The sequence below is a fragment of the Actinomycetospora sp. C-140 genome (assembly GCF_054796175.1).
This window is the reverse complement of record NZ_JBTWNF010000001.1, coordinates 90,509-108,561: the sequence shown is the minus strand read 5'-3', so window position 1 is coordinate 108,561 and position 18,053 is coordinate 90,509. Positions and strand designations below refer to the sequence as shown.

The window sequence follows — 18,053 nt, the reverse complement described above, 5'->3', positions numbered from 1 at the left end:
TACCGCAACCGCGAGGACGTCGAGCGCTACCGCCGCCTCCGGGACATGTGAGCGCCCGGTGCACGAGTTCGGGGTGGCCGCCGCGCTGCTCGAGGCCGTCGAGGTCCGGGCGCGCGGGCGGCCCGTGCGCGCGCTGCGGGTGCAGGTCGGGGTGCTGCAGCGCGTCGACCGCCCCGTCTTCGACCAGGCCTTCGCGCTCGTCGCCGACGGCGGCGTCGCGGACGGGGCGAGCGTCGAGATCGTCGAGGTGCCCGTCGAGGTCCGCTGCCGCGACTGCGGGGCGGCGACGCGCGCGGACGAGCTCGTCGTCACCTGCGACGGCTGCGGCGGCCACGACCTCGAGCTCGTGACCGGCGACGACCTGGTCCTGGAATCGATCACTGTCGCTCCGACACCGCAGGAGGTGGGCTGATGTGCCTCGGCATCCCGGGTGAGCTGGTGGAGATGCCCGTCGACGAGACCGACCTGGCGCTGGTGTCGGTCGCCGGGGTCCGGCGGCGGGTGAACGTCGGGCTGATCACCGAGGACGAGGACCTCGCCGTCGGCGACTGGGTCCTCATCCACGTCGGCTTCGCGCTGGCGCGGATCGACGAGGCGGAGGCCCAGGCGGCGCTGGAGATGCTCCACGGCCTCGGGCCGGCCTACGACCAGGAGCTCGCCGAGTTCACGACGTCCGCCGTGGGGAGGGAGGGGCTGTGAGGTTCGTCGACGAGTTCCGCGACGCCGGGACAGCGCGGGCGCTGGCCGCGCGCATCGCGCAGGAGTGCGTGCCGGGCCGGGAGTACGCCTTCATGGAGGTGTGCGGGGGGCACACGCACACGATCTACAAGCACGGTCTCGAGGACCACCTGCCGCCGGCGATCCGCCTCGTCCACGGCCCCGGCTGCCCGGTGTGCGTGCTGCCGATGGGCCGGGTCGACGACGCGATCGCGATCGCGCAGGACCCGGACGTGATCATGACCGCGTTCGGCGACATGATGCGCGTCCCCGGCGGTGACGGCTCGTTCTTCGACGCCAAGGCCGCGGGCGCGGACATCCGGATGGTCTACTCGCCGCTCGACGCGCTCAAGATCGCCCGTGCGCATCCCGACCGGCAGGTGGTCTTCATGGCCATCGGCTTCGAGACCACGACACCGTCCACGGCGATGACCGTGCTGCGCGCCGAGCGCGAGGGCCTCGAGAACTTCTCGGTGTTCTGCAACCACGTCGTCGTCATCCCGCCGATGACCGCGATCCTCGACTCGCCCGACCTCGCGCTCGACGGCTTCATCGGCCCCGGGCACGTCTCGACGATCATCGGCTGCGAGCCCTACCGCTTCATCGCCGCCGAGCGCGGCAAGCCGCTCGTCGTCGCCGGGTTCGAGCCCCTCGACATCCTCGAGGCGGTGTACCGACTGGTGCGCCAGCTCCGCGAGGGCCGGTGCGAGGTCGAGAACCAGTACACCCGGGTCGTGCCCTGGGAGGGCAACCGCCGCGCGCTGGACGTGGTCGAGCGCGTGATGGAGCTGCGGCCGAGCTTCGAGTGGCGGGGCCTCGGCGAGATCCCGCTCTCGGCGATGCGGCTGCGCGAGTCGTACGCCGCGTTCGACGCCGAGCGGCGCTTCACCATCCCGGGCCGCCGGGTCGCCGACCCGACGGCGTGCCAGTGCGGCGAGGTGCTGCGCGGCACGCTCGAGCCCTGGGAGTGCGGGGTGTTCGGCACGGCGTGCACGCCCGAGACCCCGATCGGCACGTGCATGGTGTCGTCGGAGGGCGCCTGCGCCGCGTACTACAACTTCGGCCGCTTCAGCCGGACCCGCGTGACGACCCTGCCCGACCCGGTCGTGACGCGGTGAGCGGCCCGCCGCGCACCGAGGAGGCGGTGCTCGAGCGCATCGAGCGGGTCCGGCGGCGCCGCCCCGTGCTGCGCGAGGAGCGGGTGACGCTCGCGCACGGTGCCGGGGGCAAGGCCACGAGCACGCTGATCGACGCCGTGTTCCTCGAGGCGTTCCGCAACCCGGAGCTCGAGCGGCTCGAGGACGGGGCGTCGCTGCAGGTCGACGGCGCGCGGCTGGCGTTCACCACCGACGCGTTCGTGGTCTCGCCGCTGTTCTTCCCGGGCGGCGACATCGGCGACCTCGCGGTGAACGGCACCGTCAACGACCTCGCGATGTGCGGGGCCCGTCCGCTGCACCTCTCGGCCGGCTTCGTGCTCGAGGAGGGCTTCCCGATCGCCGACCTGCGCCGGATCACGGCCTCCATGGCGGCCGCGGCGGCCGCGGCCGGGGTCACGATCGTCACCGGCGACACCAAGGTCGTCGAGCGCGGCAAGGCCGACGGTTGCTTCGTCACCACCGCCGGGATCGGGGTGCGGGACCGGCCGGTGCCCCTCGGCGCTGACGCCGCCCGTCCCGGCGACGTCGTGCTGGTCTCCGGCCCGATCGGCGACCACGGCGTGACGATCATGCTCGCCCGCGGCGAGCTCGACATCGAGGCCGACGTCGTCTCGGACACGGCGCCGCTGCACGATCTCGCCGCCACCCTGCTCGACGCCGCCGGCGACGGGGCGCGCGTGCTGCGGGACGCCACCCGCGGCGGGGTCGCCACGATCCTCAACGAGCTGGCCGTGGCGTCCGGGGTGGCGGTGGTGGTCGACGAGGACGCGGTCCCGGTCCGCCCCGAGGTCACCGGCGCGGCGGAGCTGCTCGGGATCGACCCGCTCTACGTCGCGTGCGAGGGCCGGCTGGTCGCGGTCGTCGCCCCGGACCGGTCCGACGCCGCGCTGGCCGCGCTGCGCGCGCACCCGGCGGGCGCCGACGCGGTGGCGATCGGGCGGATCGCCGAGGACCCGCCGGGGCTCGTGCTGCTCAACACGGCGTTCGGGGGGCACCGCATCGTCGACCTGCTGGTCGGCGACCCGCTCCCCCGGATCTGCTAGGTCACCGAGGCCGCCACCGCCGCCTGCCCGAGGCTGATCCCGCCGTCGGTGCACGGCACGCGCTCGTGGACGAGCACGCGCAGCCCGGCGGCCTCGAGCCCGGTGCGGACGCGCTCGAGCAGCACGAGGTTGACGAACACGCCGCCGGACAGCGCGGCCGTGCCGACGCCGTGCTCCCCGGCCGCGGCGACCGTCGCCGCCACCGTCGCGTCGGCGAGCCCGTGGTGGAACCGGGCCGCGACGCGCCCGGTGTCGACCCCGGCGCGGACGTCCTCGACCACCGCCGCGACGAGGGCCTCGGCCGCGAGCACCCCGTCGCGGGCCGCCGGCACCGGGTAGGCGCCGCGCTCGCCGGGGTCGACCCACTGCTCGAGCTCCACCGCGGCCTGGCCCTCGTAGGTGGTGGTGTCCCGCACGCCCGCGAGGGCGGCGACGGCGTCGCAGAGCCGGCCCGCGCTCGACGTCGCCAGGGTCGACGGCGCCCGGGCGAGGGAGACGACGGCGTCCCACCGGTCGGCGTGCCGGCGGGCGACGTCGCCGGGATCGAGATCCAGCGCCGCCGCCCAGGCGGCGGCCATCCGCCACGGTTCCCGCACCGCCGCGGCACCGCCCGGCAGGGCGACCGGGCGCAGGTGCCCGACGCGCCGCGCCGCGCGCAGCGAGGCGAGCAGCAGCTCGCCGCCCCACACGGTGCCGTCGAGCCCCCAGCCGGTGCCGTCGAAGGCGACGCCGAGCACCGGCGGGTCGTCCGGCCCCCACCCGTGCTCGGCGAGGCACGCCGCGACGTGGGCGTGGTGGTGCTGGACGCCGACCGCGACGAGGTCGTCCCTGTCCAGCGCGTACGTGGTCGACCGGTACTGGGGGTGGAGGTCGTGGGCCACGACCTCGGGGGTGATCGCGAAGAGCCGCGCCAGGTGCTCGACCGCGTCGAGGTAGGCGCGATGGACCGCGAGGGAGTCGAGGTCCCCGACGTGCGACGAGACGAAGGCGCGACGCCCCGAGGCGAGCGTGATCGTGACCTTCTGCTCGGCGCCGCAGGCGAGCACCGGGCGTCCGACGGCGAACCCGAGCGGCACCGGCTCCGGGGCGTACCCGCGGGCCCGGCGCACCGGGACGACCCGGCCGCGGGCGGTGCGCACCACCGCGTCGTCCACGCGCGTACGGATGCCGCGGTCGTGGGTGAGGAAGCCGTCGGCGAGCGGGGCGAGGCGCACCCGCGCGTCGTCGTCGCGGTGGGCGATCGGCTCGTCGGAGACGTTGCCGCTGGTCAGGACGAGCGGGAGGCCGAGGTCGGCGGCGAGCAGGTGGTGCAGGGGCGTCGCGGGCAGCATCACCCCGAGCTCGCGGGTGTGCGGCGCCACCGACGGCGCGACGCGGGCCGCGCTCCGCCGGGGGCGCAGCACGATCGGGCGCCGGCGTCCGACGAGCACCTCCCGGGCGGCGTCGTCGGTGTCCACCAGCTCGTCCGCCGCCGCCAGGTCCGCGGCGAGCAGGGCGAACGGCTTGTCCTCGCGGTGCTTCGCCGCCCGCAGCCGCGCCACCGCGCGCTCGTCGTCGGCGCGCACCGCGAGGTGGTAGCCGCCGAGGCCCTTCACCGCGAGGATCTCCCCCGCCGCCAGGCGCACGACGGCGCGCTCGAGGGCGTCCTCGGGGGTCTCGTCGAGGGACAGCGTCGGACCGCACGCCGGGCAGCAGACGGGCTGGGCGTGGAACCGGCGGTCCGCAGGGTCGTGGTACTCCGCCGCGCACGCGGGGCACATCGGGAAGGCGGCCATGGTCGTCGCGGCCCGGTCGTAGGGCACGTCGACGACGATCGACAGGCGCGGCCCGCAGTTCGTGCAGTTGACGAAGGGGTGCCGGTAGCGCCGGTCGGCCGGGTCGGTGAGCTCGGCGAGGCAGTCGGCGCAGGGCGCGGTGTCGGGCGAGACGAGGGTGCGCGGACCCGTGGCGCCACCGTCGCTGGCGGCGATCGTGAAGCCCGCACGGCCCGTCGGGGCGAGGTCCTCGCGCACCACCGTCTCGACCACCGCGAGGGCGGGGGCACGCTCCCGCACCGCCGCGGCGACGGCGTCCACGTCCTCCGGCGGGCCCTCGACCTCGATCACCACCCCGGACGCGTCGTTGCCGACGAAGCCCGCCAGCCCCCGCGACGTCGCCAGCCCGTGGACGAACGGCCGGAAGCCGACGCCCTGGACGATGCCGGTGACCGCCAGGCGGGCCCGCACGGTCCCGGCGACGAGGGTCACGGGGGTGTCGGGACGGTGGCGATCGCCTCCCCGGCGTGCACGAGCACGACGTCGCCGACCGCGGCGTCGACGAGCGCGATGCTGATCTCCTCGGTCCCGGTTCCGGTGTCGACGCGGGCGAGGTCGCCGTCGACGGCCACCACCGGGAAGGGCAGCGCCTCGTCCGAGCAGGTCAGGCAGACCTCCCCCTCGCAGTTCATCGGGCACCCGCCGGCAACGACCCGCACCGCTCCAGGAACGCGTGGACGAGGTGGTGGGTCGCCTCGAGCGTCTCGACCTGGTGACGCAGGGCCTCCTTGCCCTCGGCGGTCAGCGCGTACGTGCGCCGCGCCGGGCCGGACTCCGAGAGACACCAGGACGACGAGACCAGGCCCTCGCGCTCGAACGCGCGCAGGGTCCGGTACACGCCGCCCGCGTCGGTGTCGTCGATGAACGAGGTGTGCAGGCGCTCGACGAGGTCGTAGCCGTGAGCAGGCCGTTCCTGGAGCAACAGGAGGAGACAGGGTCGGAGGAAGTTCCGCGGTTCGCACTCGCCCATGGCGTACTCCGCCCCGGTCCCCGGGTGGTGGAGGGACCGTTGCTCGTGTGGTGGCGATCACATAGTGTCCTCTCCAGCGAGCGGTCCGACAAGCAGTGCGGTAGGCGATCGACGGGCGGCGAAAGCCATGGACGACGCGACACAGGCGGTGCTCGACCTGTGGGACGTCGCCGAGGACGCCGTCGCGGGCCTGGACTCGACCGACTGGTCGCGTCCCGCGCCGGGCCCGGAGCCGACCGTCGGTGACCTCGTCGGGCACCTCGCCGGCATGCACGCGGGGGTCCACTTCGCGGGGCCCGACCGACTGGCCGCCTCGCTCGCCGTGGCCCGTCGCCGCACCGTCCTGCGGCTCGACGGCCGTCCCGCCGGCGACCGCGTGCGCGGGGCCGACTGCCTGGATCTCTGCCTGCACACCCACGACCTGACGACGGCCCTGTCGGCGCCGGTGGACCTCGCCGACCACGCCACCGCGGCGCTCGAGGCCTGCCGACTGATCATCGACGTCGCGCCCCGCCTGATCGTCGCGGCGCTCGGGCCGACCGACGCGACGGTGCGGCTGGTGGTGCGCCGGCCGGGGAGCACCGTGGCCGACCGGTCGACGGCGCTCGAGCGCACCGTGCACATCGTCGGCGGGCGGTGCAGCGACACCGCGCCCGACGCCGAGCCCGACGTCGTCGAGATCGACGCGGACGCCCTGCTGCTGCTGCTCGCGGGTCGGCGCCGGGCCGAGGCCCTCGCCGCCGACGGCACGGCCGCGTGGTGTGGCGAGGCCGCCGACGCGTTCGTGCACCGGGCGCGGCTCGTCGGCTGACGGGTGCCGCGTCCCGCGTCAGCGACCCGCGGGCGAGAACGCCGGGTACGGCGGCAGCGGGACGTCGCCGCCGTGGCGCCCGAGGGCTCCGACGACCGCGGCCGCCATCTCGGCGGTGGCGACGTGGCCGGCGCGCTCGGCGTCGACGCCGAGACGGCGCCACAGCGCGGTGAGCACGGCCGGGGCGTCCTCGCCCGGATCGGCCACGACGACCCGGGCCGCGCGCTCCCGGTCGGTGCGCCCGACGACGCCGGGCACCAGGGCGCGGGTCGAGAGCCAGACCCAGAGCACCTCGGCGTGCAGCAGGCGTTCCCGGAGCAGCTCGACGTCGGCCAGGTCCGGCCACACCGGGGTGATCTCGGCGTGCCAGGCGGCCACCATCGCCTCGGCCATCCCGGGCGGCTGCGCGTGGGCGGGCCCGCCGCAGGGCAGCGGCAGCCGCAGCGACGCCCCGGTGAGCGCGACGTCGCGGAAGCACGCCCACTCGAAGTCGAGGAACCGCGAGCCGCTGCCGGTGATGAGGCAGTTGTCGGGACGGACCTCGGCGGGGCTGAACGCCCGGTAGCCCGAGCCGCCGAGCAGCCGGGCCGCCGTGCGGGCCTCGGCGACGGCCGCGGGCGCCGTCTCGACCCGCAGGAGCTGGGCGAGCTGGTCGGGCACCTCGGCGAGGGCGGCACGCGCGTCGTCGGCCAGCGGGTCGCGCCACGTGCGCTCGCCGAAGCGGCGCAGCAGGGCCCCGAAGTCGTCCTCGCGGCCCGCCGTGGCGGCCTGCATGCGCCCGAGCGCCCGCGCCCACCCCAGCAGCGCCCGTTCGGCACCCTTCGGGTCGCGCTCGTCGAGGCGGTCGGCGAGCGTCGCGCAGCGTCCGAGGTCCTCGAGCACGAGCAGCCGGTGCTCCGGGTCGTTCGCGACGAGCATGGGGCTCGAGCGCTCCTCGGCGGGCATCGCCGTGAGCAGCTGGCAGGAGGCGGCCTCGTAGCGGAACCGGTCGGCGCTCTGCTCGCCGCCCCCCGCCTCGTCGAGGTAGTGCTTCACCACGAGCGTCCGGGGCAGCGAGAACGGGTTCTCGGCGACGCGCACGCGCACCACGAGGGAGCGGGAGCTCCCGCCCAGATCCTCCGGGTCGGCGAGACGCACGGTGGCCCCGTGGCGCCGCGTCAGCAGCTCCTCGGCCAGCGCGACCACCCGCGCGACGCCGTCGCCGTCCCCTCCCGCCCGGGCCGTGTGACCGTCGGAGGTGCCTGCGTCGTCCGTCGTCAGGGGAGCCATCAGCCGGTGAACTCTACCCGCCCCGACGGCTCGTCGGGAGGGATTCGGGCAAGCCGCGGCGTCGGCGGGTGACGCGGACGAGCAGCAGGACCAGCATGCCGGCCACCACGATGCCGACGACGTTGACCACCAGCTGGAGCAGCGAGCTCCCCGCGCCGGGCCAGTCCCCGAGCACCACGGCGACCGCCGCGAACCCCGCCGCCGGCACCGTCGTCACGGAGATGAACACCCCGACCAGCACGCCCGAGCCCTCCCCCGCGACCAGCGCGACCATGCCGGCGACGCCGGCCAGCAGCGCGATGACGAGCGAGAACGGCCCGACCTGGTAGACGAACGCGACCCCGGACAGGTCGGTCAGCGCGTCGTCCGGGATGGCGCCCATCCCCCGCAGCGCGGCCGCCGCCGCGGCCGTCACGAGCAGCGCGATCCCGAACCCGACGCCGAGGGCGAGCCCGGCCTCGCGCGCGAGCGGGCCGTCGCGCCGCACCGCGGCCACGGCGAGCGCCGCCAGCGGCCCGAACTCCGGGCCGAGCACCATCGCGCCGACCACGGTGACCGGCGAGTTGGTGACGACGCCGATCGCGCCCAGCAGGCACGCGATCGTCAGCATGACGACGAACGTGATCGACAGGCGGGCGCCCTGCCCGGTCCGGGCCAGCAGCTCCGCCCACACGACGGCGTCGACGCCCTCCCCCGGGGCGGCCGCCTCGGCGTGGTCGGCGGCGTCGGAGACGACGGTGTCCAGCGTCTCCAGCACGATGCCGCCCCGCTGCGCGCAGCCCAGCCCGCGCAGGGCGTCGACAACGTCGTCGACCGACTCACGGGCGAGGTCGGCCTCGACGACGTCGCCCGGTGGGTCGACCGCGGCGCCGCGCAGCCGGACGACGTGCACGGCGCCGGGCTCGGCGGCCAGGACGCCGAGCACGCGGTCGGTGAGCCCCGTGTCGGCGTCCGGGCACAGCACCCGCAGGCGGTTCACGGGACCGGCGTCACTGGACGGGGCGCTCCGGCGGCTTCACCGGCGCCGCCGGCTTCGCCGGGGCGTCGACGCCCGCCTCCTTGCGCTGCAGGGCCGTGATCGGCGCCGGGGCGGCCGTCAGCGGGTCGTACCCGCCGCCGGTCTTGGGGAAGGCGATGACCTCGCGGATGGAGTCGACGCCGGCGAGCAGGGCGCAGATCCGGTCCCAGCCGAACGCGATGCCGCCGTGGGGCGGGGGGCCGTAGGCGAACGCGTCGAGCAGGAAGCCGAACTTCTCCTCCTGCTGCTCGGGGGTGAGCCCCATGAGGGCGAACACCCGCTGCTGGACGCCCCTGTCGTGGATACGGACGGACCCCCCGCCGATCTCGTTGCCGTTGCAGACGAGGTCGTAGGCGTAGGCCAGGGCGTGCTCGGGGTCGTCCTCGAACGAGTCGATCCAGTCCGGGTTCGGCGAGGTGAACGCGTGGTGCACCGCGGTCCACTGCCCCGAGCCGACGGCGACGTCGTCGGTGCTGCCGGCCGCCTCGAACAGCGGCGCGTCGACGACCCAGACGAACGACCAGGAACCCTCGGGGATCAGGTCGAGGCGCCGGGCGATCTCGCCCCGGGTCGCGCCGAGCAGCGCGCGCCCCTCGGCGGGCGTGCCGGCGCCGAAGAAGATGCAGTCGCCGGGGCCCGCGCCAGCGGCCTTGGCCAGGCCCTCGCGCTCGGCCTCGCTGATGTTCTTCGCGACGGGCCCGCTCAGGGTGCCGTCCTCGCCGACCAGCACGTAGGCGAGGCCCTTGGCGCCGCGCTGCTTGGCCCAGTCCTGCCAGCCGTCGAGGGTGCGCCGCGGCTGCGACGCGCCTCCGGGCATGACCACCGCGCCCACGTACGGCGCCTGGAACACCCGGAACGGGGTGTCGGCGAAGTAGTCGGTGAGCTCGACCAGCTCGAGGTCGAAGCGCAGGTCGGGCTTGTCCGAGCCGTAGCGGGCCATCGCCTCGAGGTAGGGGATCCGCGGGATCGGGGTCTCGATCGTGTACCCGCCGAGCTCGGACCACAGCGCGGCGATCACGGCCTCGCCGAGCGCGATGACGTCGTCCTGGTCGACGAAGCTCGCCTCGATGTCGAGCTGGGTGAACTCGGGCTGGCGGTCGGCGCGGAAGTCCTCGTCGCGGTAGCAGCGCGCGATCTGGAAGTAGCGCTCGAGGCCCGACACCATGAGCAGCTGCTTGAACAGCTGCGGCGACTGCGGCAGGGCGTACCAGCTGCCGGGCTTCAGGCGGGCCGGGACGAGGAAGTCGCGGGCGCCCTCGGGCGTCGACCGGGTCAGCGTCGGGGTCTCGATCTCGACGAAGTCGCGGTCGGAGAGCACGTCGCGGGCGATCTTGTTGGCGCGGCTGCGGAGCCGGATCGCCGACGCCGGGCCCTCGCGGCGCAGGTCGAGGTAGCGGTAGCGGAAGCGGGCGTCCTCGCCGACGCTCCCCGACTCGGAACCGTGCTCGTCGAGCTGGAACGGCAGGGGCGCCGACTCGGAGAGCACGGTGAGCGCCGTGGCGCTGACCTCGACGGCCCCCGTCGCCAGCTCGGCGTTCTCGCTGCCCGCGGGGCGCTGCTCGACGACGCCGGTGATCTGGACGCAGAACTCGGAGCGCAGGCGGTGCGACTCGGCGGCGACGTCGCCGAGGCGGAACACCACCTGGACGACGCCGGACGCGTCGCGCAGGTCGATGAACACCACGCCGCCGTGATCGCGGCGGCGGGCCACCCATCCGGCGAGGGTGACCGTGGCGCCGACGTTCTCGGCGCGCAGCGTGCCGGCGGGGTGCGTGCGCATCATCTGGGGTGGTGCTCCTGGGTCGGGCCGTGGGACGTCCCCGTCAGGTTATCGACCGCCGACCAGCACGATCTCAGCCGCTCACGGTCGGGCCCGCGCGGTCGAGGTGCACCCGCAGGAGCACGCGCTGCTCGCGGCGCATGGCGTCGTCGTACTCGGCCCAGTCGGGGTGCTCCCCCGCCACCTGGCGGTAGTACGCGCGCAGGCCCTCGAGGGCGTCCGGGAGCGTGACGATCTCGACGTCGCCCTCGACCTGGATCCAGCGGCCGAAGAACCCGTCGGGCAGCACGCACAGCCACGCGCGGCCCTCGCGGCGCAGGTTCTTGGTCTTGATCGCCGTCTCGCGCGTGCTGATCGTCGCCGCGCCCGCGTCGTCCACCCCCACCGCCACGGGCGAGAGCTGGGGTGCGCCGTCGGAGCGCCGAGTGGCCAGTACCGCGTGGTGCTGCTCGCGCAGCACCTGTCGTGCCTCGTCGAGGTCCATGGCCCGAGGCTAGGCCGCCGCGGCTCACAGCAGGGACAGCTGCTCGGGCGGGGTGTGGACGACCGGTGCCGGGACGTCGGGGACCGCGCCGGCGGGCCAGGAGCGCTCGGTCTCGCGGCCGTCGTCCTCCGGCGACGGCCCCTGGCGTCCGCCCATGGCGTGCCCGCCGCCGGTGAGCCCGTGGCGCTTGATCAACGGGGCCACCCGGGCGGCGAGGTCCCGCCGGTAGGCGGCGTCGACGTAGGCGCCGCGGCGGTAGAGCGCGGCGTAGCGCTCGAGCAGCTCGGGGTGCTCGCGGGTGAGCCAGGTGTGGAACCACTCGCGCGTGCCCGGCCGCAGGTGCAGCGCCAGCACGCTCGCCCCGCTCGCCCCGGCCCCGGCGATCTCCCCGAGCAGGGCGTCGAGCGCGTCGTCGGTGTCGGTGAGCCCGGGCAGCACCGGGGCGACGAACACCCCGCACGGCAGCCCGGCATCGCGGATGCGGCGCACGAGGTCGAGCCGCGCGCGTGGGGTCGGCGTGCCCGGTTCGACGCGCCGGTGCAGCTCCGGGTCGAGCAGCGCCAGCGACACCCCGACGCCCACCGGCACGTCGCGCGCCGCCGCCGTCAGCTCCGGCAGGTCGCGGGCCAGCAGCGTCCCCTTGGTGAGGATCGAGAACGGCGTGCCGCTGCCGCCGAGCGCCCGGATGATGCCCGGCATCAGGGCGTACCGGCCCTCCGCGCGCTGGTAAGGGTCGGTGTTGGTGCCCATCGCGACGTGCTCGCGGCCCCACCGCCGCGACCGGAGCTCGCGCGCGAGCACCTCCGGGGCGTTGAGCTTGACCACCACCTGACGGTCGAAGTCGTCGCCCGCGTCGAGATCGAGGTAGGTGTGGGTGTTGCGGGCGAAGCAGTTGTGGCTGACGACGCCGTCGGCCACGAAGTCGCCGGTGCCGGTGGTGAGGTCGACCAGCGGGTGCTCGCCGGGCACCTCCTCGATCGTCACGACGACCCGCCCGCCCGGCACGTCGTCCGGCGGGGCCGGCGCCACCGGCGGCGAGCCCGGCCGCCGGAACGCCTCGTCGGCCAGCGACTCCGCGCCGATCAGCGCGTCGCCGCGGCGCAGGTGCGGACGCTCGGTGCCGGCGCAGCCCTCCGGGCGCACGTGCACCCAGCCGCGCGGCGTGAGGAACCGGTGCTCGGCGCTCGCCACCAGGGTCGTGCCGTCGACGAGCCGCACCCGCCACGCGGGCTTCGTGGTGCTCCAGACGGCGTGCACGGGCGTGGGCACGAGGCTGCGGGTGTCGCCGCGGAACTCGGTGCCGACCACGAGGTCGCCGACGCGGACGTCGGCCAGCCGCACGCTCGTGCCGTCGACCATGAGCACCGGGGTGTCCGGACCCAGGCAGTAGGTACAGGCGTGGGAGCAGCCCCGGTACGGGTTGACCGTCCACGAGAACGGCATCGGCGAGGCGCCCGGCACGCGGTTGAGCACCGAGCGGGCCCGCACCTCGTGGAACGTGATGCCGGCGAACTCGGGCGTGCGGACACTGCGGACCAGCCCCTTGAGCGCCGGCATCCCCGGCAGCTCCTCGGGCCCCCCGGCCACCTTCTGCTCGTCCCACCGCACACTCATCATTCGAACACGTGTTCGATGGTGCGGCAAGCGCTCCGACGGAGCACGATTCTGCTCGTGGACGACGCGCGCCGCCTCTGGAGCCTGTACGAGCCGCTGCACGCGGTCACCTACTTCACCGCGGAGGCGCGCACGGCGTCCGACGCCGCCGGCCTGCAGGGGTTCTGGGTGGCGTACGTCGCCCAGCGCGTCGCGCCGCTCGGGGCGGTCGGGCCCGAGGTCGCGCACGCCTGCTTCCACGGGTTCCACCGGGCCCGGCTCACGCGCGCGCTGCCCGACGCGTGGTCGTTCGCCGAGCCGGCGGCCTGCCTGAACGCCCGCGTGGTCGGCGCCGACGCCGCCCTGCGCCGCCTGCTCGGCGAGGACGTCGTGACGGGCACCGAGGTCGCGGAGGCCGCGGCGCTCGCCGGGGCGGCCGCGGACGCCGCCGACACCGAGGGCCGAGTGCTCGGCGCCGGGAACCAGGCGCTCCCCCGCTCGTCCGAGCCGCTGCGGGCCCTCTGGCAGGCGACGACGACGCTGCGGGAGCACCGGGGCGACGGGCACGTCGCGGTGCTCGTCGCGTCCGGGCTCGGGCCGGTCGCGGCCCACCGGCTCAAGACGGCCGCGGGCGAGCTCAGCGGCTCCACGACCCGCCAGGCGCGCCGGTTCGGCGAGGAGGAGTGGGCCGCCGGTGCCGCCGAGCTGCGCGAACGCGGGTGGCTCGACGCCGACGGTGGACTGACCGAGGCGGGCCACGCCGGTCACGAGCAGATCGAGACGGCCACCGACCGGGCCGCGGCGCGCCCGTGGGTGGTGCTGGGCCCCGAGCGGACCGACCGGCTCGCCCAGCTCCTCGAGCCGCTGTCCGCCGCCGTCGTCGCCGGTCACGCGTTCCCGCCCGGCAACCCGATCGGGCTGCCGCGCCACTGACCTCGTCATGGATCGTTCTGGTTTCGGTACCGTCGGTACGCGGTACCAGGTGATGACACCAGAACGGAGTACCGATGACCGCCTTCACCCTCGAGCTGACGCCGGCCCACCACGAGCTCGTGCGTCGGGCGCACGCCTTCGCCGAGGACGTCATCCGCCCCGCCGCGCCGAAGTACGACGCGGCCGAGGAGTGCCCCTGGGAGATCGTCGACCGGGCCGCGCAGGAGGGGTTCTACAACGCGCTCTTCTACGCCGACCTCATCGCCGACCCCACCGGTCTCTCGCTGCCGCTGTTCCTCGAAGAGATCTTCTGGGGCTGCGCCGGCATCGGGCTGACCGTCGTCCTGCCCGCCCTCGCGCTCTCGGCGCTCAACCAGGCCGGGACGCCCGAGCAGGTCGCGCGCTGGGCGCCGGAGATGTTCGGCGAGCCCGGCGACATCAAGCTCGCGGCGCTCGCGGTCTCCGAGCCGCAGGGCGGCAGCGACGTCGCCAACCTGCAGACCCGCGCCCGTCGCGAGGGTGACGGCTGGGTGCTCGACGGCGAGAAGATCTGGATCGGCAACGGCGGGATCGCCGACGTGACCATCGTCAACGCCGTGGTCGACCCGTCGCTCGGCACCAAGGGCCAGGCGATGTTCGTCGTGCCGAAGGGCACGCCGGGCATGGAGCAGGTCCGGCGCCTGAACAAGCTCGGGCACCGCGCGTCGCACACCGCCGAGCTCTCCTTCACCGACTGCCGCATCCCCGCCGACCACCTGCTCGGCGGCGAGGACAAGCTCGAGCACAAGCTGGAGAAGGCGCGCCGGGGCGAGGGCAAGCCCGCCGCGCTCGGCACCTTCGAGCAGACCCGCCCGATGGTCGCGGCGATGGCGCTGGGCGTGGCGCGGGCGTCGTTCGAGTACGCGTGCTCCTACGCCCGCGAGCGCGAGGCGTTCGGCGGCCCGATCCTCGACAACCAGGGCGTCTCGTTCCCGCTCGCCGACCTCGCCGCCGACATCGACGCCGCCCGGCTGCTGTGCTGGCGCGCGTCGTGGATGGCCGCGAACGGCGTGCCGTTCCAGCTGGGCGAGGGCTCGATGTCGAAGCTCAAGGCCTCGGAGGTCGCCGTCCGGGCCGCGGAGCAGGCCGTCCAGACCTGCGGCGGGTGGGGCTACGTCGACGACCTGCCGGTGGAGAAGTGGTACCGCGACGCGAAGCTCTACACGATCTTCGAGGGCACCAGCGAGATCCAGCGCCTCGTCATGAGCCGGGCGCTCGCGGACCCGGAGGCCACCGCGACGCCGCTGCACCACCATCTCCCCGGCGACCACGGCGGCGTCAGCCGGAAGTTCGGGCACGGCTCGCTCGCCCGCGCCCGCGCCGGCGAGGCGTTCCTCAAGCTGGCGAAGAAGGCCCCCGACTCGGTGCTGCGCCTCGGCGGCCGCCTGGCCTCGCCGGGTGCCTGAGAGGCTCGCGAGGTGGTGTCAGCCTGGCGTCCACGCTGATGCTCAATATCAGGAAATCCACCAGCTCGTCTCCGGTGGCGGTCCGTGTCCGGTTGGTCCCCCGTGCCGGGGATCGCTCGGCGTCCGGCGATGATGGCCGCGTGACCTCCCCGCGGCCGTCGGCGCGCCCTGCGCGGTCCCGGGTGGTCGCGGAGCCGGACGCCGACGACCCGGACGCGGCCACCGGCCCGGTCCGCGTACCCGGTGGCGACGGGTCGCGCACCCGACGGGCGTCCCCGGATCGAGCGGGTGGCTTTCCTGACGCTGAACGCCGGCGTGGACGCCAGGCTGACACTCCAGGGCGGCCACGGCGGCGGCGCGCGGCCGAGGGTCGCGACGGTCGCGGGGCAGGCGGGCCGCCCGAGGCGCCCGCGGGGCACGGCCACGGTCACGGGCACGGGCACGGGCACGGGCACGGCGGCGGGGCGCTCGACGGAGCCTCGGCCCAGCGGGTCCGTCGGCTGCTCGTCGTCCTGCTGGTGCCCTGCGCGCTCGCCGTCCTCGCCGGGCTCGTGCTGCTGACGCCGTCGCCCGCCGAGTACCGGCAGGTCGCCGAGCAGGGCCGCGCCGGGCAGGCGCAGGGCGCGGGGCTGGGCGCGCAGACCCCGGTGGACGCCGAGGTCGTGCGCGCCGCGGGCGAGTCCGACTGCACCGACCCGAACCTGCCCTCCCCCGGCCCGGGCGAGGGCTGCCTCGCGGTCACCGCCCGCCTCCAGGACGGCCCCGCCGCCGGCACCACGGTCACCACCCTGAGCCCCGCCACCCCGGGCTCACCGCGGTTCGCCGTCGGCGACCCGATCGTCCTGGGCTGGGCGGGCGGCGACCCCGCCGACCCGCTGACCTACACGATCGTCGACTTCCAGCGCGGCCCGCCGCTGCTCCTGCTCGGTGGCGTCTTCGCGCTGGCCGTGCTGCTGCTCGGTCGCTGGCAGGGCCTCGCCGCGCTCGCCGCGCTCGGGATCACGCTCGGGGTCCTCGCGCTCTTCGTGCTGCCGGCGCTCGCCACCGGGGCGTCCCCGGTCCCGGTCGCCCTCACGGCCTCGGGGCTGATCGTCGGTGTGGTGCTGCCGCTGACCCACGGGCTCTCCGCCCGGACGGCCACCGCGGCGCTCGGCACGCTCGCGAGCCTCGCCCTGATCGGCGTCCTCGCGCTGCTCTTCGCCGCGCTGTCGCGGCTCACCGGGCTCGGCGAGGAGGCCTCGGAGCTCGCCGGGGTGCTCCCCGGGCTGGACGTGCGCGGCCTGCTGCTCGCGGGCGTCGTCATCGGCGCGCTCGGCGTGCTCGACGACGTCACCGTCACCCAGACCAGCGCGGTGTGGGAGCTGCACCGTGCGAACCCGGCCGCCCGCCTCGCGGACCTCTATGGTGCCGCCATGCGTGTCGGTCGGGACCACGTCGCCTCTGCGGTGAACACGTTGGTGCTCGCCTACGCCGGGGCGGCGCTGCCCCTGCTGTTGCTCTTCGCGCTCGCGGGGCGGGGTCTCGGTGATCTGCTCACGGCGGAGGACGTGGCGCAGGAGGTCGTGCGCACCCTGGTCGGCAGCATCGGGCTCGTCGCGTCGGTGCCGCTGACGACGCTGCTGGCCGCCGTCGTCGTCCGTGCGGTCAGACCCCGGGACGCGACCGCATGAGCCGCCCCGCCCCGCGCGCGCTGCCGCGGGCCTCCGAGCCGGCCCCGAGCGGGATCCTCGACACCGCCCGCGCCCTCGTCGTCGCGTCGACGCGCACGGCCGTGGAGCTGACGCTCCAGGGGCCGTCGATCGTGCGCGGCATCGCCGACATCGCCTCGCACGGGGCCCGCACCACCGCCGAGCTCAGCCCGCTCGTCACCGACGCCCTGCGCGCCGTGCCGCGACTGGTCTCGATGCTCGAGCAGCTCCTGCCCGTGGCCTCCGGGCTGCAGCACACGCTCTCCGAGCTCGGCCCCGATCTCACGCGCCTGTCCTACGCGACCGACGCCCTCGACCGCCTCGCCGGCGCCGTCGACGACCTCCACACCCTCGCCCGCGCCGTCCCGGCCCTCCAGGAGATCGGGAAGGCCCGGGGCGACATCGCCCGGCTCGCGGAGGCCGTCCCCGCGCTGCAGGAGATCGGGAAGGCGCGCGACGACATCGCCGCCCTCGCCGAGGCCGTTCCCGCGCTCCAGCGCATCGGCGAGGCCCGGGGCGACATCGCCGCCCTGGCCGAGGCCGTTCCCGCGCTCCAGCGCATCGGCGAGGCCCGGGGCGACATCGCCCGGCTCGCCGAGGCCGTGCCCGCTCTGCAGAAGATCGGCGCAGCGCGCGACGACATCGCCGCGTTGGCCCGCGCCGTGCCCGCCCTGGAGCAGCTCGGGGCGGCGGCCCCGACGCTCGAGCGGCTCGCCGAGGCCGCCCCCGCGCTGCAGCAGCTCGGTGACGCGGCACCGCACCTCACCGAGATCGCGGCCGCGGTCCCGACGCTGCAGGAGATCGCCGCCGCCACCGGCGACGTGCACACGATCGCGGGCGCCACCGGCACCGTCGAGCGGATCGCGGCCGGGGTCCCGACGGTCGAGGTCCTCGCGGATGCCGTGCCGACGATCGAGGCGCTCGCCGCGGCCGTCGACGACGTGCGGCGCCTCGCGGCCGCCGCCCCGGCCCTGGAGCAGATGGCCGGCGCGATCGGCGAGGTCGAGAAGCTGACCGGGGCGATCGGCCACGTCGAGGTCCTCGCCCGCCACGCCGACTCCACGTTCCCCGACGTCCCGCCGCGCCTGGCGAACCTGGACGCCGCGCTGGCGACCGCCGCCGGCGAGCTGCAGAAGGTCAGCCCCGACCTGCGCACCCTCGCCGGACGCATCGACAACCTCGACGAGCAGATCAAGGTGCTCGCCGACGCCCTGGCGCCTCTGCAGGGCACCACCGAGCGCCTCGGGCGCGTCGTCGACCGGTTGCCGGGCCGGAAGCGTTCGGGCGAGGGCTGACCGGAGATCACCAGGTCGAGAGGCACTTCCCGACGA

The 18,053-nt window shown here is 75.7% G+C and carries 17 protein-coding genes; 9 read left to right on the top strand and 8 right to left on the bottom strand.

Going from position 1 to position 18,053, the window contains the following annotated elements:
• The first annotated feature begins 58 nt into the window (after nucleotides 1-58).
• From ACR9E3_RS00495 to hypE, 4 genes are read left to right on the top strand one after another with little or no spacing between them, the layout of a single operon-like run.
• Nucleotides 59-412 carry a hydrogenase maturation nickel metallochaperone HypA/HybF gene (locus ACR9E3_RS00495; protein ID WP_460377592.1) on the top strand — a complete coding sequence of 118 codons (354 nt, stop codon included), beginning with the start codon at nucleotides 59-61 and terminating at the stop codon, nucleotides 410-412.
• Complete coding sequence (locus tag ACR9E3_RS00490; RefSeq protein ID WP_460377590.1) at nucleotides 412-699, top strand: HypC/HybG/HupF family hydrogenase formation chaperone; 288 nt, start codon at nucleotides 412-414, stop codon at nucleotides 697-699. The genes ACR9E3_RS00495 and ACR9E3_RS00490 overlap by 1 nt, the downstream gene beginning before the upstream one ends.
• A complete protein-coding gene (gene hypD, locus ACR9E3_RS00485) occupies nucleotides 696-1,835 on the top strand; it encodes a hydrogenase formation protein HypD (RefSeq protein WP_460377588.1) in 1,140 nt (379 codons plus the stop codon). The genes ACR9E3_RS00490 and hypD overlap by 4 nt, the downstream gene beginning before the upstream one ends.
• Complete coding sequence (gene hypE / locus ACR9E3_RS00480) at nucleotides 1,832-2,917, top strand: hydrogenase expression/formation protein HypE (protein WP_460377586.1); 1,086 nt, start codon at nucleotides 1,832-1,834, stop codon at nucleotides 2,915-2,917. Before hypD ends, hypE begins: the two co-directional genes overlap by 4 nt.
• On the opposite strand, the gene hypF is transcribed toward hypE, so the two are convergent.
• Genes hypF through ACR9E3_RS00465 form a run of 3 tightly spaced genes read right to left on the bottom strand, consistent with a single transcriptional unit; the run spans nucleotide 2,914 to nucleotide 5,701 of the window.
• Nucleotides 2,914-5,163 carry a carbamoyltransferase HypF gene (hypF, locus tag ACR9E3_RS00475; protein WP_460377584.1) on the bottom strand — a complete coding sequence of 750 codons (2,250 nt, stop codon included), beginning with the start codon at nucleotides 5,161-5,163 and terminating at the stop codon, nucleotides 2,914-2,916. The genes hypE and hypF overlap by 4 nt on opposite strands.
• Nucleotides 5,160-5,363 carry a HypC/HybG/HupF family hydrogenase formation chaperone gene (locus ACR9E3_RS00470; RefSeq protein WP_460377582.1) on the bottom strand — a complete coding sequence of 68 codons (204 nt, stop codon included), beginning with the start codon at nucleotides 5,361-5,363 and terminating at the stop codon, nucleotides 5,160-5,162. The genes hypF and ACR9E3_RS00470 overlap by 4 nt, the downstream gene beginning before the upstream one ends.
• On the bottom strand, nucleotides 5,360-5,701 hold the full coding sequence (locus tag ACR9E3_RS00465; protein ID WP_460377580.1) for a helix-turn-helix transcriptional regulator: 342 nt from the start codon (nucleotides 5,699-5,701) through the stop codon (nucleotides 5,360-5,362). The genes ACR9E3_RS00470 and ACR9E3_RS00465 overlap by 4 nt, the downstream gene beginning before the upstream one ends.
• Before the next feature lie 127 nt (nucleotides 5,702-5,828).
• Between ACR9E3_RS00465 and ACR9E3_RS00460 the strand changes: the two genes are divergently transcribed.
• Entirely contained in the window at nucleotides 5,829-6,512 is a 684-nt protein-coding gene (locus ACR9E3_RS00460; protein ID WP_460377578.1) for a hypothetical protein, read from the top strand.
• An 18-nt stretch (nucleotides 6,513-6,530) separates the two neighbouring features.
• On the opposite strand, the gene ACR9E3_RS00455 is transcribed toward ACR9E3_RS00460, so the two are convergent.
• The 5 genes from ACR9E3_RS00455 to ACR9E3_RS00435 form a co-directional block, all read right to left on the bottom strand.
• On the bottom strand, nucleotides 6,531-7,781 hold the full coding sequence (locus ACR9E3_RS00455; protein ID WP_460377576.1) for a hypothetical protein: 1,251 nt from the start codon (nucleotides 7,779-7,781) through the stop codon (nucleotides 6,531-6,533).
• A 13-nt stretch (nucleotides 7,782-7,794) separates the two neighbouring features.
• Nucleotides 7,795-8,760 (bottom strand): DUF389 domain-containing protein, encoded by a 966-nt coding sequence (locus ACR9E3_RS00450; protein WP_460377574.1) that lies wholly within the window; start codon nucleotides 8,758-8,760, stop codon nucleotides 7,795-7,797.
• 10 nt (nucleotides 8,761-8,770) lie between these two features.
• Nucleotides 8,771-10,582 (bottom strand): aspartate--tRNA ligase, encoded by a 1,812-nt coding sequence (gene aspS, locus ACR9E3_RS00445; RefSeq protein WP_460377572.1) that lies wholly within the window; start codon nucleotides 10,580-10,582, stop codon nucleotides 8,771-8,773.
• Nucleotides 10,583-10,652: 70 nt separating this feature from the next.
• Complete coding sequence (locus tag ACR9E3_RS00440; protein ID WP_460377570.1) at nucleotides 10,653-11,063, bottom strand: PPOX class F420-dependent oxidoreductase; 411 nt, start codon at nucleotides 11,061-11,063, stop codon at nucleotides 10,653-10,655.
• Between the two features lie 24 nt (nucleotides 11,064-11,087).
• Complete coding sequence (locus ACR9E3_RS00435) at nucleotides 11,088-12,677, bottom strand: Rv2578c family radical SAM protein (RefSeq protein WP_460377568.1); 1,590 nt, start codon at nucleotides 12,675-12,677, stop codon at nucleotides 11,088-11,090.
• Nucleotides 12,678-12,734: 57 nt separating this feature from the next.
• Here ACR9E3_RS00435 and ACR9E3_RS00430 point away from each other — a divergent pair, with 57 nt between their 5' ends.
• The 4 genes from ACR9E3_RS00430 to ACR9E3_RS00415 all read left to right on the top strand — a co-directional run bounded on the left by ACR9E3_RS00430 (nucleotide 12,735) and on the right by ACR9E3_RS00415 (nucleotide 18,017).
• Nucleotides 12,735-13,589: an SCO6745 family protein gene (locus ACR9E3_RS00430; protein WP_460377566.1), complete on the top strand. Its 855-nt coding sequence runs from the start codon at nucleotides 12,735-12,737 to the stop codon at nucleotides 13,587-13,589.
• A 74-nt stretch (nucleotides 13,590-13,663) separates the two neighbouring features.
• The gene (locus tag ACR9E3_RS00425; RefSeq protein WP_460377564.1) at nucleotides 13,664-15,034 is read left to right on the top strand and encodes an acyl-CoA dehydrogenase family protein; all 1,371 of its coding nucleotides are present in this window, start codon (nucleotides 13,664-13,666) and stop codon (nucleotides 15,032-15,034) included.
• Between the two features lie 518 nt (nucleotides 15,035-15,552).
• Nucleotides 15,553-16,704 (top strand): YibE/F family protein, encoded by a 1,152-nt coding sequence (locus ACR9E3_RS00420; protein ID WP_460377562.1) that lies wholly within the window; start codon nucleotides 15,553-15,555, stop codon nucleotides 16,702-16,704.
• Complete coding sequence (locus ACR9E3_RS00415; RefSeq protein ID WP_460377560.1) at nucleotides 16,701-18,017, top strand: hypothetical protein; 1,317 nt, start codon at nucleotides 16,701-16,703, stop codon at nucleotides 18,015-18,017. Before ACR9E3_RS00420 ends, ACR9E3_RS00415 begins: the two co-directional genes overlap by 4 nt.
• The last annotated feature ends 36 nt before the right edge of the window (nucleotides 18,018-18,053 follow it).

Coding starts and splice junctions, on each gene's coding strand:
- ACR9E3_RS00490 (WP_460377590.1), top strand. CDS start 412: ATGTGCCTCGGCATCCCGGGTGAGCTGGTGGAGATGCCCGTCGACGAG.
- ACR9E3_RS00470 (WP_460377582.1), bottom strand. CDS start 5,363: ATGAACTGCGAGGGGGAGGTCTGCCTGACCTGCTCGGACGAGGCGCTG.
- ACR9E3_RS00465 (WP_460377580.1), bottom strand. CDS start 5,701: ATGGGCGAGTGCGAACCGCGGAACTTCCTCCGACCCTGTCTCCTCCTG.
- ACR9E3_RS00460 (WP_460377578.1), top strand. CDS start 5,829: ATGGACGACGCGACACAGGCGGTGCTCGACCTGTGGGACGTCGCCGAG.
- ACR9E3_RS00455 (WP_460377576.1), bottom strand. CDS start 7,781: ATGGCTCCCCTGACGACGGACGACGCAGGCACCTCCGACGGTCACACG.
- aspS (WP_460377572.1), bottom strand. CDS start 10,582: ATGATGCGCACGCACCCCGCCGGCACGCTGCGCGCCGAGAACGTCGGC.
- ACR9E3_RS00440 (WP_460377570.1), bottom strand. CDS start 11,063: ATGGACCTCGACGAGGCACGACAGGTGCTGCGCGAGCAGCACCACGCG.
- ACR9E3_RS00435 (WP_460377568.1), bottom strand. CDS start 12,677: ATGAGTGTGCGGTGGGACGAGCAGAAGGTGGCCGGGGGGCCCGAGGAG.
- ACR9E3_RS00425 (WP_460377564.1), top strand. CDS start 13,664: ATGACCGCCTTCACCCTCGAGCTGACGCCGGCCCACCACGAGCTCGTG.
- ACR9E3_RS00415 (WP_460377560.1), top strand. CDS start 16,701: ATGAGCCGCCCCGCCCCGCGCGCGCTGCCGCGGGCCTCCGAGCCGGCC.